Source organism: Methanococcoides sp., assembly GCF_030594565.1.
Classification (GTDB): domain Archaea; phylum Halobacteriota; class Methanosarcinia; order Methanosarcinales; family Methanosarcinaceae; genus Methanococcoides; species Methanococcoides seepicolus.
This window is the reverse complement of record NZ_JAUVEY010000004.1, coordinates 20,931-38,348: the sequence shown is the minus strand read 5'-3', so window position 1 is coordinate 38,348 and position 17,418 is coordinate 20,931. Positions and strand designations below refer to the sequence as shown.

The 17,418-nt window shown below is 41.4% G+C and carries 7 protein-coding genes and 1 pseudogene; 5 read left to right on the top strand and 3 right to left on the bottom strand.

Translation table 11 applies throughout. The annotated features are described in order from the left end of the window. From QAS77_RS00925 to QAS77_RS00915, 3 genes and pseudogenes are all read right to left on the bottom strand, one after another. Nucleotides 1-627 (bottom strand): annotated as a pseudogene (locus QAS77_RS00925) (PKD domain-containing protein); the annotation flags it as partial. A gap of 41 nt (nt 628-668) precedes the next feature. Next, a complete protein-coding gene (locus QAS77_RS00920) occupies nt 669-1,433 on the bottom strand; it encodes a PGF-CTERM sorting domain-containing protein (RefSeq protein WP_305063825.1) in 765 nt (254 codons plus the stop codon). A 536-nt stretch (nt 1,434-1,969) separates the two neighbouring features. Further along, complete coding sequence (locus QAS77_RS00915) at nt 1,970-2,455, bottom strand: COG1470 family protein (protein ID WP_305063823.1); 486 nt, start codon at nt 2,453-2,455, stop codon at nt 1,970-1,972. Nucleotides 2,456-3,643: 1,188 nt separating this feature from the next. Between QAS77_RS00915 and QAS77_RS00910 the strand changes: the two genes are divergently transcribed. The 5 genes from QAS77_RS00910 to QAS77_RS00890 all read left to right on the top strand — a co-directional run bounded on the left by QAS77_RS00910 (nt 3,644) and on the right by QAS77_RS00890 (nt 17,359). Next, nucleotides 3,644-7,006 carry a right-handed parallel beta-helix repeat-containing protein gene (locus tag QAS77_RS00910; RefSeq protein ID WP_305063821.1) on the top strand — a complete coding sequence of 1,121 codons (3,363 nt, stop codon included), beginning with the start codon at nt 3,644-3,646 and terminating at the stop codon, nt 7,004-7,006. A 148-nt stretch (nt 7,007-7,154) separates the two neighbouring features. Further along, on the top strand, nt 7,155-9,371 hold the full coding sequence (locus tag QAS77_RS00905; protein ID WP_305063819.1) for a S8 family serine peptidase: 2,217 nt from the start codon (nt 7,155-7,157) through the stop codon (nt 9,369-9,371). A gap of 223 nt (nt 9,372-9,594) precedes the next feature. After that, nucleotides 9,595-11,316: an outer membrane protein assembly factor BamB family protein gene (locus QAS77_RS00900; RefSeq protein WP_305063817.1), complete on the top strand. Its 1,722-nt coding sequence runs from the start codon at nt 9,595-9,597 to the stop codon at nt 11,314-11,316. A gap of 21 nt (nt 11,317-11,337) precedes the next feature. Further along, nucleotides 11,338-13,065, top strand: coding sequence for a PKD domain-containing protein (locus tag QAS77_RS00895; protein ID WP_305063815.1), 1,728 nt, complete (start codon nt 11,338-11,340; stop codon nt 13,063-13,065). Between the two features lie 1,024 nt (nt 13,066-14,089). Next, nucleotides 14,090-17,359 carry an outer membrane protein assembly factor BamB family protein gene (locus tag QAS77_RS00890; protein WP_305063814.1) on the top strand — a complete coding sequence of 1,090 codons (3,270 nt, stop codon included), beginning with the start codon at nt 14,090-14,092 and terminating at the stop codon, nt 17,357-17,359. The last annotated feature ends 59 nt before the right edge of the window (nt 17,360-17,418 follow it).

Here is a 17,418-nt window from a genome sequence, read left to right as displayed (position 1 = left end):
GCCTGCTGAAGTGAATATATGTTCAGGATTTTGTTCAGTTGAATCGATGATACTATCATTGTTAAAATCCCATGCCCATTCAGTAGGAGCACCGGTTGAAATATCTGTAAACTGAACGGTCAACGGAAATGTTCCGGAAACGACGTTTGCAGAGAAATCCGCTTCTGGCACAACTACCGGATCACTTGGAGTGGAAGAAACAACAATGTCCTCATCGCCTGAAATTTTTGAAGAGGGAATATCATTTGCGGAATAAGTACCTGATATTGTATAGGTCCCTTCCGGTGTATTTGAGGGAACTGTTACATCATAGATGATCGTTTTGTGACCTCCTGAATTCAGATAATCCAAGAAGAACCATTCTTTAGTTGATGATTTATAAGTTGAACCATCCTTGTCCACCACAGTTACTGTCCATGCCGGAGGTAGTTCTTCATCAATTGCCGGAGCCGCCACATATGAATATGCATTCAATTCTACAGATACTCTGAATGTATCACCTGGAGAGACCAGTGAGGTCGAAAATGACCTGACTGCACTTAGCCCCCCTGCTGCCATTGCAGGCGAGGAAACAGAAATAAGCATGAAACATGCCATCAATAGCATCATTATTTTTCTTTTGTTCATTATCGCACCACCTTTTTCACCTATATCTTATTCTGATCTTGTTAGTACCTCTTAGACAAATATACGGACATCAATAATCCTATAACCGCAAATATAAGTTCAAAACCAGGAGTTTTAGGCTCAGAATCCTGATATTGCACATCAGTCGAAGAACCTTCATCAGTTGCAACCTCTTCTGCAGATTCATTTTCAATAATAGGATCTGCATCATTTTCTTCTTCACTCACTTCAAGAGCACCTTCAGAAATTGTTTCAATCGAAGATGTGGATGTTTCTGTTGAAGAAGGATCTTTGGGATCATTAGTACTTTCAGAAGATGAAGATCCTGCTACATTGATCGTGTTGTCACCTGAAATCGGAACTAAAATACTATGTGGTTCTTCATCACCATTTTCGTTTATCACCGTTTCAGAAACTGATACTTCGCCATCAATATTATAACTGCCTTCTTTTTCATTTGATGGAACCCTCACTTCATATACCAAGGTCTTGGATTCTCCCGGATTTATAAAACCAAACCACATCCATTCGAAATTTGATTCCTTGAAAACAGCCCCCTCGCCCTGAACCGTACTTACAGTCCAGGCAGCAGGAAGGTTTTCATTAATAGTTGGTGCCGCGTAGGACCCCGTAGAAGATAAGACAATCGTTACACTGAAAGTGTCACCTGCGTTAACGGTATCTTTTGAAATATCCCTACTACCAGTAATTCCCTCTCCGGCTAATACCGGAGCAGACATCAATGATAACGCTATAACTAGCAAACCAAGAAAAACACTGTACTTTCTCAAATTGTCCATTTTCATTTTTTTCGCCTTTTTCTTTTGAAATCATTAAGTGATAATCATCAGGTATTTCCAGTTCCTTGAAAATACAGGATTATTCAAACCGATAACTACAAAGTATTATCTTTTAGCTAAAGTTCATCTCATTCAATCAAATTGATCCATAAGTTATGGAGCAGATCGAGAAACAGATGTACGAACATGCTTTGCAAACTAAGGAATTCAAAGCTGGACAAACGATTGGATCTGATTCTAAATTTCGAGACCAAATACGAAAGGCAATCCAATCCCTATTCTGGGATTTACCATAGATGGACTTTCACTTTGTCGGAAAGTTGATACGTATCATTTCTTTTCTGTCGAACTTGCCATTACTCGCAAATACATGCACGATTTATCTTATCTTCCACCATCCAATTTATACTACAATTGATATTGTGAATTATTTAATAAAGCTAATAATATAAGTAAAAAAACATACAGATATCATATGATTTAAACGTATCCATCTGGATAATTTACATTAGCCATATTACTAATATTGGCAGAAATTCCCTTTATTTATTTACGTTGCTTCGTCTACGGTACAGTACGTAAGTAACACTACCTGCGATTAGTATCAAGGAAAGAAATGCTTCCTTTATGAAGATATTAGAGACCTTTGCATTAATAGGGATCTTAATACCACTTCCTACCCCCAGATCACCTTCAGGAGACGTTGATAACACATAAGCCTTAAAGTTGTGCTCGCCTGTACCGGAAACAGGAGGTTTTAGTTCCAGAAAGACCTCTTTTACCTCACCTGCTTCCAAAATGAAATTATCATTAGATATAAGGAACCATTCAGTATACGCATCATCCACATAAACAAGATAATTGGAACTTGATTCACCTGTATTCTTTACAAACAAGGATTGGATATCTGAACTTCCGACCTGGACTGTGAAATTTAACCTTCCTGGAGATACGCCGACACCAGTTGCCGAACTGACCTGAGCCAGCATTAATAGTACCAGTATACCGATCATAACTTTTTTTAGCATTATTCACACCTGCAAAATCATTTTAAGTAAGAGATACTAGAACATAAGCACATATATATGAGCTTTATTCTAATAGTTAAAAGTTTTAAATTTATTATACTATCTAAGTATACATATATGTATAAGCTTTTGAAATTAGTTAGTGATAGATCACGATAAAATTATAAAATTATACACATTCCTTGCAAATAAAAACCATCAAAAAGGACTTGAAGGTGCCCTACAAATACTTCAGCATGAGAACCAGCCAATGCAATTTATAAAGAAATATGGCGCTTTGTAGAAATTATCTTTTTCTAAATTCAACCAATCACCTATAAATTTAATAATACCGAACTACCGGTACAGGCCCCAAAAAAAACACAAGGGTATAAATTTGTTTTTTTAAGACACGTATCTCAGTAGATGTCACTAAATTCATCATAAGTGATTTTAAGATATTCAGAAAAACTGCCTATTACTAAGCATGCAGAGACACTGCTGCACTGCCGTCATGATCGAAGATCAAAATGCTATGATATGGACAATGATGATCCTGAAAAGGAAATAGGGATAGGGTGTTTGTGAAAGGAACTACAAAATCAAGTCAAATAAGTGAAGTTCAGGGTATTGATACACAACTTTGTCGGGATGGCAATCGCGTGTTTAGTTTATTAGAGGATTTCTACAGAACCCGTTTTGAAACCGTGGATATTTCAGAGTTGTGAAAGTGTACAGACACCAGAACATCCGGATTGGTACATAGGAGGTATTGGACCTCACCAAAATAATCAATCCGATTATCGGCTTCATGGTAAGCTAATTCGGCTGGAAAAAATGAAATTGATGTTTCATCAATTGCCCTGTTCAGATATGAGGGCGATATGTAGCATGAACTTCCTGCTGAAATAATCGATAAGGAAGAGAATTACTTAATATGTGAATCGCAGAAATCATCTTTGCTATGTGTATTCTGTGAGCATTTTTCTTACATGTTGATCATACATTGAATCAATCCATGTTTTTACTATTTTTGGCATCTTAACCTTCAACGACAAGATATAATCTTAAATGAAAACATTTATATCGTATTTAGGTAATATTTCACTTGAAATTAATTCTGCCAATTGTCAATATATTATAACAGTTGCGTGGGATTTATTGTATTGATTTTGTAATGTATTAGATTTAGATGGTGGAACGATAGAAATGAAAATCAGAAAAATGGGTTTTTTACTCATAATAGGATTAATAATGCTAATTAGTGTAGCTGATGGTGCTACACTTTATGTCGATAACGATGAATCCGGTACGAATATAGCAAGTACCATAAACGTATACCCTTCAATTAATGATGCTTTGGCCGTCGCAGATGAAGGAGATACGATTCACTTATATGATGGGATCTATACCGAGACTCTGCATATAACAAAATCACTTGTAGTTGAAGGCGATTCCAGATCTGGTGTGATCATTGATTGTGCCGGAATTGATGGCTATGGCATATATGTCACAGCAGACAATGTGACCCTAAGATACTTTACACTCAACAATTCTACAAGCTATGGTATCAAGCCATCCGGCGTCAGTAATGTGCTGATAGAAGATGTAACTGCACAGAACTGCGGCAGGACGGGCATTGACCTCAATGGCGTTACGGACTCTACGGTCAATAATGTAAAAATAACCGGTACGTTCTATGGTAACGGGCTTTCCATCACTGACTCACAGAACATCGATGTAAGGGATATAACTACCAGCGGAAATGCATGGGGTGGCATTGCAGTCTACACAATGGGTAACTTTTACCCGGGCGGAACCGATAATGTGGTATTCACTGGCAGTATGAATCTTGGAGAGGTGAATCCATTCTATACGGAGGTAGGGAATTCAAGCGGCGGTGTGCCATATCCAATAACCGATATGCAATATCCTCCTAAGTTCAACTATATTGTGAAATCATTAACAATAATGCCAAATCACGAATTTCACCAGAAGTTAATGACAGACGTTGTCACTTTCGTACAGCTTAGCGAACTTCCGGGTGCAGCAGCCATGGAGATCGCAAGCGGAGAATATCATGTGTCAGAAGGGCTCAGCATCCAGACAGCAGTCGATACTGTAAGTGAATCCGGAGTTGTCATAGTTGAGCCTGGAACATATGAGGAAAGTGTCACTGTAAATAAGAGCCTCAAACTTGATGCGCCTTATGGTGCAACGATCAAGTGCCCGACAATGCCTGAAAATATAACATTAGCTGAGTCATCAAAGAAATATGAGTATGCGGTCGGGTTATTCGGAGGTACGTACTCTGATATGAATGATACGCTATCCGGAACCGATATTATTACTGTGGAAATGTCTGGATTCACTATTGATGCCAACAACTACACTCCTAATGAGAGATGGTCCAGCCTGTTATGCAGGAATGTGAACCGGGACAACAGTGAAGTGCTTGCCTCTATCCACGATAACACATTTGTGAACATACTGGTCGACGGCAAGGAAACATTCGGAATACTTGGTTACGGCTCAATGAGCATCACTGTCGAGGATAATACGATAGACCAATTTGCCCGTGGCGGTATTGGATTCTATTCCGGTGATAATGAAGTTATAGGCAATACGTTGATCGGACCATATGATGGCGATGCTATTACATGGGCACCAAACGGTATCCAAATGGGCTACGGAGCAAGCGGTCTCATTCAGGGAAACAATGTATCACACTGCGGATGGCCTGGTACAGATTGGGCCGGAACTGCGATCATGGTCGTGGATACCAGCAATGTGACGGTTGATGATAACCATGTTCATGATAACGAGGTTGCTATCAGTGTCACTGATTTCCCAGAGGCGAAATATGGTCCTACCTGGGCAGGTGCGTGTTCTGATATAATAGTAATTAACAATCTGGTAGAGAATAATGAATATGGGCTTGATATTGCCAATGAAGTGGACAGTGTTGATGTCGAATACAATAATTTCATCAACAATATTTATGACAGTATTGATGTGTATGTATACTCGGGTGCTGTAATTCCGTCCCCTACTAATATAGAGATCCATTACAACAATATTGCTGGTAGTGGTGATACCGGACTGTATGTTGGTACCAACATAACAGAGGTAAATGCGGCTCTTAACTGGTGGGGCGATGCTACTGGACCTTACCAGAATAGCACGAACGCTGCCGGAACCGGGGATAATGTCACGGACAATGCAATCTATTCTCCATGGCTCGGAGCAGAAACCAGCGTTACTCCAATGACCTATTACGTCAACCCTGCAGGAAGCATTCAGGCAGCTATAGATGCTGCGAACCCCGGTGAGACCATTTATCTTGAGCCTGGGACCTATACTGAGAATATCGATATTAACAAGAAGATATCACTGATAGGCAGTGGCAGTGGTAACGATCCTCTGGTGGATTCCATATTGCAGAAGGATACCAACGAAAGGATTATCAAACTATCAGCTTCAGGAGATTCTGAAGTTAATCCTGTACTGATAAAGGACATCAGGGTCTTACCGGATGGAATTTATGGTTTCGAGGTAGGCAACGGCGATAGTATCTCTTATGTTGAGTTTGATAATGTCCATGTTATCGGAGCTCCTACGCATACAATTGAAAATGAGGTCGGACTGAAAGTTGCAACCGATGCAAGCCTCTGCAACTTTGCTGTTAAGGATTCAGCATTTGATGACTGTGATTACGGCTGGTACTTTGCCAAGACCGTTGACATTACTGAAACCAGTATTGTGCAGTTCGTAAACGTGGATGACACCAGTTTCAGTGGAAACGATTACAAGGGTATTTACGTGGAGAAATTGTCTGATGCAACTTTCAACCGTGTTGTGGTTGACAATAACGGGAAGAGTGATTTCTGGAACCAGATATGGAACGGTGGATTTGACATCAACCTGAAGGCAGGTAATTACGCGAACCTGACATTCAATAATATGACTGTCATTAACAATGGCCTGGGTTACAAAGAAGGCGCAGGAATGATGATCAAAGCACGTGATGACGGAAGTTACGTATCTCCGAACAATGCAATTCTTGATGGTGTGCTCATCTTCGGAGGTAATTACTCCGGTAACGAAAGAGGAATACGTATCGGTGAACCCGGCAAGAATAATGCAGGTCCGGTAAATGTGTTGATCACCAGCGCAAATATTACCGGTAACGTGCAGACCTATAGCGAGACAGACGGTTCTGCATACGGCGGCGTGGTGAACCATGCACTGGCGGAAGTCAATGCCACTTACAACTGGTGGGGCGATGTAAGCGGTCCATATAATGCGCAAACCAATCCGAATGGATTAGGAGATGCTGTAAGTGATAATATCGAGTATTGGCCGTATTCTGGATGCGACGATGACTGGAACCCATGGAATGATCCAAATTCAGCAGGATCACCCGATGGCAGGTATATAGCAATAGGGGAGGTCATCGATGCGTATAACTGCTGGCGGTACAACGAACCAGCACCTATCACTGAAGCAAAGATTACGATTGGTGATGTGATCGATGTGTACAATGCCTGGAGGTTTACCGATCCAATGTGAGAGTACTTGATATCAGTTTGTTGATCAAGTTATGCGGGATATCCATAATTAGCTTGATCAATAACTGAAATTTAATTTTTTAAAGAACTTTGTCAAAATATAAAAAATCCGTTACCATTTTACCGCTAGCTATTGATGAGGGTATGCGTTGAATAACAAAAAAGCAAAAATGTCTTTGGTTCTAGTGATCCTTCTGATAACACTTGCAGGGACAGGATCTGTATCAGCAATACAAAATAATATGTCTGCTGATGGGAACAAAGTTATCACTGATCTCCAAACGGACAGAGTGATAATCGGTTTTAAAGAGAAAACCAACACCATTAATGGAAATTTATTCTGTTATGCTGCCGATACAAAGGAATCTCAACAGGTAGAGAATACCCGGATCATAGTAGTTGGAACAGACAATTATGAAAGTACTATACAGGAGCTTGAACAGCATGCAAACATTTTGTTTGTGGAACCAGATTATCCCATATATGCTCTTGAAGTTCAAGGTATCGTCCCCAATGATCCTCTTTTTGCACAACAATGGAGTCTCCAGAATACCGGTGTGTCTGCTGCATGGGAATTTGAAACCGGGAGCAAGGACATCAAAATTGCGATAATAGATACAGGGATAGACTACAATCATCCAGACCTGAGCAATTATGTAGATGGTGGTTATGACTGGGTCAATGATGATCCGGATCCTATGGATGACCATGGGCATGGATCGCATTGTGCTGGAATAGCTGCTTCAACGATGGGAAACGGGATTGGAATTGCAGGTATTTCACAGTCGAGCCTTATGGCTGAAAAAGTGCTTAATGAAAGCGGGGCAGGCTATTCATCATCCCTTGCTAGTGGAATAATCCATGCTGCTGACATGGGTGCTAATATCATATCCCTTAGCCTTGCATCTACAGAGAGTTCAGCAGCTGTTGAAGATGCCTGCAATTATGCATGGAGCAAAGGATGTATTATTGTTGCAGCCTCAGGAAATACTCATGATTCGATATCATATCCGGCTGCATTTGATCCAGTTATTGCAGTAGGCTCTATTGGTCCATCCAATGAATTGAGCAGCTTTAGCAATTTCGGGTATGAGCAGGAACTTGTAGCTCCAGGGGAAAACATACTATCAACAGTTTTGAATAATTCATACGAGAACAAATGGGGCACTTCGATGGCAGCACCACATGTTGCAGGAATTGCAGCACTTGTACTTTCCAGATATCCAGACATGTCAAACAATGATATGAGAGTGCACCTGACAGATACAGCTGAAGATCTGGGCGCAGAGGGATGGGATGAAACGTATGGATATGGAAAGGTCAATGCTTTTGAAGCTTTGGCAATTTACATTCCCGATACATTTCCTACTATTCAGGATGCTGTGAACAACGTTACAAATGGTAGCACTATCATTGTCAGACCTGGCACTTACACGGAAAATGTAATTATTGACCGGGAGTTGAAAATAATAGCAGGATCTGAGAACATTTCGGATACCTTTGTGATGCCAGAAGTGGCGAATGAACCTGTGTTTTCTGTGAAAGCAAATAATGTGACCATAAGAGGATTTTCTATAACGGACAATGTTTGCAATTCAAATGCTGGTGTGAGTCTGGACAATGTCATGGGTTGTAACATCGCAGAAAATGAGATAGGAAATATGACTTATGGAATATTGCTCAGCAATTCCAGCAGCAATAATGTGGTCCTGAACAGAATTATATCTCATGGGGATTCAGGCATTTGTGTAACAAATACTTCCAATAATAATACCCTTGCCAATAACACAATTTCTGCTTTCTCATACTGTGGGATCATTTTGAACTCTTCGTGCTATAACCTGATGACAAATAATACAGTTACTTTAAACGATGCAGGAATTCGATTTGTAAATTCGGGCAATAATACTCTGTACAACAATATTATAACTTCAAATTACTATGGAGTGAACCTAAATCGATCCGATGATAACCAGATCTATGACAACTATTTTAATAACGAGAATAATGCTCTTGACGACGGATACAATGTATGGAACCATACTGAAATGTTGGGAATGAATATTGTTCAGGATGTAGTCATAGGAGGTAACTTCTGGCACGACTATGAGTATGGCGGTAGCCTGCCTTACAATTGTTCCGGGCAGATCGTTAATGGTGGAGATTATTTACCTCTTGATCCAAATCCCTGGAACGACATAAGTTCTGCTGGCGAACCGGATGGTAGCTACATCACCATAGGTGAGGTTATCGATGCATACAATTGCTGGCGGTTAACCAATACTACTCCAAAAACAGGAGCATCGGTCTCTATTGGCAATGTTATAGATATGTATAATGCCTGGAGATTTACCACTGCGATGTGATGATCTGAGGATAACAATATGGTTGTATCATATTTCACAATCAGTGTTTAACATTTATATATGAATTTTTTAATATATTCAGCAAAACGAAATGACAAGTTTTGTGTTCTTTTTTGATAATATATAGAATCTTAGAAACTAACTTTATATAATATAGGAACCATTTCTTTTAGAAAACTATCTAATTTCAGTACTATATTCGGAAAAGGTGTTAGTGGTGACGTTGAAACAATTTAAAAATTTAGGGATGATTGCTTTTGTCGTACTGATGATCTTCCCGTGTGGTGTATCTGCATCGGACTGGACCCAATTCCAGTTTGATGTTTACAATAAAGGGATAACCCCGGACAAGGCTCCCATAACATCTCCTGACCCAGGTCTTTCATGGGATTATATGTTCCCTGGAGGGGTTGGTCCAGGAAGTATTAGCTGCCCACCACTTATAGTAGGTGACACAATATATGCCACTACCAAGGGGCAGGTTTCAGCAATCAACAAGACAACTGGTCTTGAAAAATGGACTGTTTTTATTGATCCGAGTGGTTATCAACTAGGTTCGCCAGCTTACGGAAATAATACATTGTTCATACCTGGTAATAACGGAAAGATATATGCAGTTGACACCGATGGAAACATTAAATGGAGCGTTTTAGCCGGGGACTGGCTCTACACCCCAATAACTTATGATGAACATAAGATCTTTTTTGGGGATTGTAATGATTTTAACGGAGTGAATGGAAAATATTATTGCTATTATGACAACGGTACAAAATTATGGGAGAGAGATTCCAATACGGATGGTGGTTATTATTGGGCAGGAGCAACTGTGATAGGGGAGTATCTGGTCTTTGGTGATTCAGCAGGGCTTTTGACTTCAGTCTATAAAAATAACAAAACCATAAGGGATGAAATCGATGTGGGAACCGAATTCGGTATATCGGATATCGGAGGGATCAAATCGTCAGTATCGTATAATGAGGATAATAACAGACTATATTTCACTTCCAAGAAAGGCACTGAAGGGTATTTGTTTGCTCTTGGTTTCAATGCAGACGGCACCTTCAACAGATCAGAAAAATACTCTGCCAGTATTCTCGAAAGCACATCCACCCCGACATTCTATAATGGAAGGTTGTACGTAGGAGAAGGCGGATTAGGAAATGGTAAACTGTATTGTTTCAGAGAGTCAGACCTTAGCAAAATATGGGAGTATACTCCAAATAGTGGTGTAAAAGCATCTCCTGTGATAACTAGTGCATATGACAATGGAGATGGCGAAGTATACATATATTTCACTACAAACACAGGATCCAATTCAAGAGTTTACTGTCTAAGAGACTACCCGGGTAACACCCAACCTGAAGACGTCTGGTACTACCAGCCCCCTTCTGAAAAAAACCAATATACTTTGCAAGGGGTAGCAATATCTGATGGCTGGTTATACTATGGTAATGATGGAGGTTACCTGTTTGGACTGGCCACTGAACAAAGCATTGAACCAAGATATGTATTTGCAAATTTCACTGTTAATATCACTTCAGGAGATCCACCTTTATCCGTGGAATTCACGGATAGTTCTGTAAATGCTACTTACCTTGAATGGGACGTTGATGGCGATGGGGTTGTTGATTACAATGGACCAAATCCGACTCATACATACAATGAATCGGGGGATTATACTGTAACCCTTACAGCTAGCAATGCATATGGGGATGATACGCATATTGCTTACATTAACGTGGACTGGAACCCGTGGAATAAACCGGGTTCAGACGGAACGAATGCCTCTGGAGAGGCCGACGGCAGGTACATAACGATAGGTGAGGTCATTGATGCGTACAACTGCTGGCGGCACACCGAAAAAGCACCTGTCACTGAAGCATATGTTACGATCGGTAATGTGATCGATATGTACAATGCCTGGAGATTTAGCGAACCCATGTAACAGTGATTTTGAGGAAGAAATATGGATGTACGTCACATATTCAGCGCCCTATTAATTTGTAGTGCCCTGCTTGTTTTATTCAGCGGAGTCCATTGCGTTACTGCTGAATATGTGAGCGACACAAATCCAATTTCATCAGTAAGATCGATTGACGATGCTTTTTTGACCCCTGGTGATAATTGTACAGTTTTTGTAACACTGACAGCAGACCAGTCCATTACAGCCCCTGTCCTGAACGAAGATGTGCCATTGGGCTGGACTGTGCATCGCATAGAGGATGATGCCCATCTTTTCAAGAGTCTTGATGCTGAATGGATGTGGTTCGCTAATTTATTCGAAGGAGAGAGTAAAAGTGTTACATACAAAGTGACAGTTCCTCCAGATTCTGCAACCGGGACTTACATTATATGTGGCCGTGTTTCGGCTGAGGGCGTTGATCCAGTGGATACGAATGGAGATTATACTATTCATGTTGCATATCCTCCGGAAGCCGATTTTACCTCTAATATGACAGAAGGTTTTATACCATTAAGTTTACAGTTCACGGATCTTTCTACTGATGCAGATGAATGGAAATGGGATCTTGGTGATGGGGGTGTGTCTTCATTACAAAACCCTGTCCACACATATGATGATCCCGGAGTCTATACTGTTTCATTGTATGCAAGTAGCAACTATGGCAGTGATACTGAAACTAAAGCAGATCTTATCACCTGTTATTCTGTTGATTTTTCTGCAAATGTAACCTCTGGTTATGATTCTCTTACAATCAGATTCAATGATGAGTCTTTTGGGATAGATTCGTGGGAATGGGATTTTGGTGATGGGACAAGATCTTTTGAAGAAAATCCCGTTCATACATATAACTTGCCTGGTACTTATGAAGTTACACTAAATGGTAGTAATGATTTTGGGCATCATATTACCGTGAAAAATGGATACATTAATGTGTATTCTGTCGATTTCAACGCTAACGTTACTAAAGGTGATGCACCTCTTGCGGTCAAATTCACGGATATGTCTTACGAAGCAAATTTATGGAACTGGAATTTTGGTGATGGAGGTACGTCTTGCTTACAAGATCCCATTCATACCTACGACAAAGCTGGTAATTATACCGTTTCTTTGACAACAAGTGATGGGCAGATCAGCAAGACAGAAACAAAAGTTGGTTACGTGGAGATCAGCGAAGCCATTACAGCTTCCCGGAACATTTCGGAGGAATATGCTGACCCGGGTGATACTATCGTTGTTGCAGTTTCAATATATGCAGGTGGCAGCGATCTTACCGATGTTACTCTTTGTGAGAATGTTCCGGAAGGATGTAGTATTGTACCTATTCAAAATAGCAGTTTTGTGTACGATATTACGGATAACTGCTGGTATCTGAACAGTTCGCTATTTCCTGCCGGATCAAGTGAGATGATAATCTATGAGGTAAACCTGGATTCCAATGTTTCCGGTAGCCTTCACTTTGATGGTGTTATATCGGCCCTGAAAACAGATCCACCTATCCCATACATATACAATGTTAGCGGGGATAGTTCTCTACTTGTGAACGACTGGAATCCATGGAATGATCCGGATTCAGCAGGCTATCCTGATGGCAGTTATATTACAATAGGAGAGGTAATCGATGCATACAATTGCTGGAGATCCACTACTCCTGCGCCTCTTACAGGAGCAAATGTTTCTATCGATAAGGTCATTGACCTGTATAATGCGTGGAGATTCAGTAATCCCATGTGATGAAGATCAGGCATTAATTGCACTCAATTTATTCCCTTGATATCTATTCCTGATCGATCTACTGAGGTCTTGGTGGATGTAAGACCAAGCTCCAATAAAGAATGTTGGATATCCTCAACATTGAGGAGGTAAATTAATTTATTTGCATCTATCTTCAAAGCTTCATGGAATTCAAAGAACTTATCCAAATCGCAATCGAATGGTCAAAATGACCACATCAATAAAGGATTGTACAGAGAGATCCAAAACTGGAAATATTTGTTGTAGGATCTGGAAATTACCCACACGAGGTTAAAATGAACTTATTTTTGATCTAAGATAGTGATCTGATCCTGATATGTTAATATATAAATATGAAGATGCAAATCGGGTTTTTGAAAATGCATTCCTCCTATGCGGTATACACTTAGCAGAAAATGGAGTGGAAGATCAATTATTGATGTACTTTTTGGAAAAGAGCAGCTTAAATATGATGGCATTCGTTGACATAAGAAAAGGGTTTAGTTGGATTTTAAAAAAATATTTTCTAATTTTTGTTTCGTTATTTTGCCATAAATTTAGTAAACTATCAAATTATTCCTGCACCTATAAGTTCATTTATAGGCATCATACATAGCAGCTAAAACGAGATTATAATGCCTTGTTTTCTTGTCATCCATTCGTTGAAATATTTTTCAACATAAAAGGGATAAGAAATTTTTCTGAAGAGTAGTATATAGGTGCTTTTAGAATTATTGGGTTGATATAAGGTTATAGGATATAGTCATAAATCGTTGACTGATGAAAAAGCTGAAGTGAAGTTGTTTAAAATTTTATTTATGATGCCTTGTATTATTCGTTTTGCTAAAATGAATTAGCTGAAACAATACCTTTAAGTATATAAAAAGATATCAATTTTAAGTCGTGTGCCTAACTACGTGTATGAGAATCTTTTGATATAAAATTAGTTTTGGTGGATAGGTATGATCTCTAAATGTAATTTCACATTGAATGAAAAAATATGAGATATAGGAGGCTATAATCGATGAATAAAAAAATGAAAACAATAATAATTCCAATTGTTTTTTTGAGTTTAGTATTGCTCATTTCGCCAGCCATGGCGGAAGAAACAACAACTTATCCCTGGGAACAGTTCCTGAGGGATCCTGCACATTCCGGTCTGTACCAGTCAACACTTCCGGAAGCTTATGAACTTTCGTGGACCAGCAGTGACATAGATGCTGTCTTTGATGCCACACCTGTTGTTGCCGAAGGCAAGGTCTTTGTTAATTGCGACTGGGAATCGACTTCCCTCAAGGCATTGAATGTAAGCACAGGAGCCGTGCTCTGGACCACACCGGTGGACGAGGTTCAGTTTATGTCCTGGTCATCGCCTGCCTATCATGACGGGATGGTATTTACCTCTACAGGCAGAAACACCACCTGTGTCAATGCTGCAACTGGCAATGTAGAATGGACTTTCACAAACCCAACAGGCGAAGCTTCATGTAATGGCGGTCCAATGATCGCTGATGGGAAGGTCTTTTGCAGTGACTGGGCTGGAGGACACTATTACTGTCTGGATGAATATACCACATACCCCAACGGGCATGAGTTGTGGAGCTTCGCAGTTGCCACCACGAGCAGTGGCAATGGCCTCGAAGGTCCCAGGGCTCAGGGTACAGCAGCCTACAAAGACGGCAAGGTCTTCCTAACAAGTTATGATTACAATGCTCCCAGCTATGATGGGTACGTCTATTGTGTTTACGCAGATAACGGTTCGGAGATATGGACCACCGGCATTACAGACAATGCCTGCGGTTCACCAGCTGTAGGGGATGGGGTGGTATATGTCACAACCTATAATTTCTACGGTGATTCGGCAGTATATGCCCTGGACATTACAGACGGTTCCATTCTGTGGGAGACACCCATATTAAGAACAGATTCAACTCCTGCGATCGCCTATGGCAATATCTATGTCTCTACAGGATATATCCAACACAAGGTATACTGCATCAATGCCTCCAGCGGATCTATCGTATGGGAGACAGATGCCTCTGACGAAATCGGCGGCTGGACCGCTTCCGTGGCTGTGGCAGATGGCAAAGTGTTCGCAGGCAAGGTGAGCGAAAGTTCTGCAATGGTGCCAGGATATACAGATCTGGTAGAACTTGACGCATACACAGGTGACATATTGTGGAAGGCGACCGGGGGTGCCACACCCGCCATATCCGACGGCATCATTTACACCATAGCAGAGGACGGAAACGTATACGCCTATGACTCTGCAACCCCGACGATGGATATCGTTACAGATGATGTTAGCTTGTCCACAGAAAACGCCTATCCGTTCTACGACAACGAAATAACCGCTACCATAAGAAATGACGGAAACAAAAATGTTAACAATGTCTCTGTATCCCTCAAGGAAAACGGCACAGAGGTTGACAGCCATACCATTTCTGTACTGGGAGGCGGATGCAGCAGGAACGTGGACTTTACATGGGCACCCTCAGCTCCTGGAAATTATGAGATGACCGTGGAATCCTATTCTACTGATCCTATAACAGAGACCGACACAACGAACAACGAGATGTCCATTTACGTAACCGCACTAAGTGGTGATCCTGACCTTGAAGCTACAGAGATCACACCCTCTGCAGTCTATGTGGACCAGTCCTATGAGATGAAGGCCACGGTTGCAAACGTGGGATACGCGGTTGCAGATTCTTTCACCGTTGAGGTTAAAGAGGGCACAACAGTGCTTACAACCGAGACAATAACTTCCCTGGGTCCTGCCCAGAGCGCGGATATCACATTCACATGGATGTCCACGACAGCAGGAAACGTCGACCTGACGGTGAACGTAGATACCGGCGATATTGTTACGGAGGAAGACGAGACAAACAACCAGTTGGTGCAGGCAATTGAGGTGAAGCCTGAAACCCCTATTGAGGTGTTGCTGAATAGCGACTGGTCACAGTTCCAGAACAGCAACGACCGGAACGGCGTTACCGATGATTATGGTCTCTCGGAAAGCTCCGTCAGCCTGAAATGGAGTGCTGATGAGTTCAACGGCAATATCGACGTTACACCCGTGGTTGTAGAGGATATGGTCTATGTGATAGCTAACAGCGGAGTGGTGTATGCCTATGACAAGAACGACGGAACCCCTGTATGGCACAGGGAAACGGGAGATGCTACTGACCTGCAGTCTTCAATTCCTGCCTATGGTGACGGCAACCTCTTCGTTGCAACAAAAAGCGGGAACCTCTATGCATTCAATTCCACCATTGGAACTCCCCAGTGGGAAGTACATGTGACAGATGACAGCTTCGAGTGTCCTGTAACCTATCATGACCACAGGATCTATGTCGCAGATGGCATTGCACAGGGAGTGGGAACGAAATACTACTATTGTTACGACGATATGGGCACCAAACTCTGGAGCTATGCAATTCCCGACAGTGCCGGGTTTATCTGGAACGGAGCATCTATAGTAGGAGATTACATTATGTTCTCCACACATGAGGGCAAACTCATAAGCCTTGACAGAAAAGCGGGAACACTGGTGGACGAGGTAAGCCTTGACAGTAATGTAAGCTCCGAGATATCATTTGCAAAAACCGACCCAGGTATCTTCCGGTCTTCCCTCGTATATCAGGACGGATATGTGTATACCAGTTCCGAAAGGGGACAATCAATGGGTTATGTCTGGAAGGTAGGCTTCGATGCAGTGACCGGAACGTTCTCAAACCAGGGATGGTGTTCTGACCAGATATTCAGCACATCAACCCCGGCGATACATGACGGAAAGGTGTATGTAGGACAGGGTGAGCACGGCTATCCAGGTGAGCTTATCTGTCTGGACGACAACACTGGCACTGAACTGTGGTCATACAGCGTACCAAATGGTGTAAAATCTTCACCTGTGGTTTCCACCTACTATGACAAGCCCTGCATCTACTTCACCTCGGCAATGATGGACGGATCACTGTATTGTCTTGATGGTGACGGTGAGCTTATCTGGGAGTACAACGCACCGGATACTGACTATGTCCTGCAGGGTGCTGCCATTTCTGACGGTAAGGTTTACTTCGGCACAAACGGAGGCTACCTCTATTGTCTGGGAAGTGACTGGAACCCCTGGAACGACGTGCCATCAGCAAATGGCAGATATATTGCCATAGGTGAGGTCATTGATGCCTATAACTGCTGGAGATTTACCGACCCTGCCCCAAGCGGAGAACTGATTCCTATAGGCTCTGTCATTGACATGTACAATGCTTGGAGGTTCACTGAACAGATGTAAGGACTTACGCCTTAAAACATTTTGAATAAATACCCGGCTTAACCGGGTATTTATTCTAC

What these genes read in the sequence shown, in the direction of transcription:
- QAS77_RS00895 (WP_305063815.1), top strand. Translation starts at nt 11,338, where the DNA reads ATGGATGTACGTCACATATTCAGCGCCCTATTAATTTGTAGTGCCCTG.
- QAS77_RS00890 (WP_305063814.1), top strand. Translation starts at nt 14,090, where the DNA reads ATGAATAAAAAAATGAAAACAATAATAATTCCAATTGTTTTTTTGAGT.
- QAS77_RS00910 (WP_305063821.1), top strand. Translation starts at nt 3,644, where the DNA reads ATGAAAATCAGAAAAATGGGTTTTTTACTCATAATAGGATTAATAATG.
- QAS77_RS00920 (WP_305063825.1), bottom strand. Translation starts at nt 1,433, where the DNA reads ATGAAAATGGACAATTTGAGAAAGTACAGTGTTTTTCTTGGTTTGCTA.
- QAS77_RS00915 (WP_305063823.1), bottom strand. Translation starts at nt 2,455, where the DNA reads ATGCTAAAAAAAGTTATGATCGGTATACTGGTACTATTAATGCTGGCT.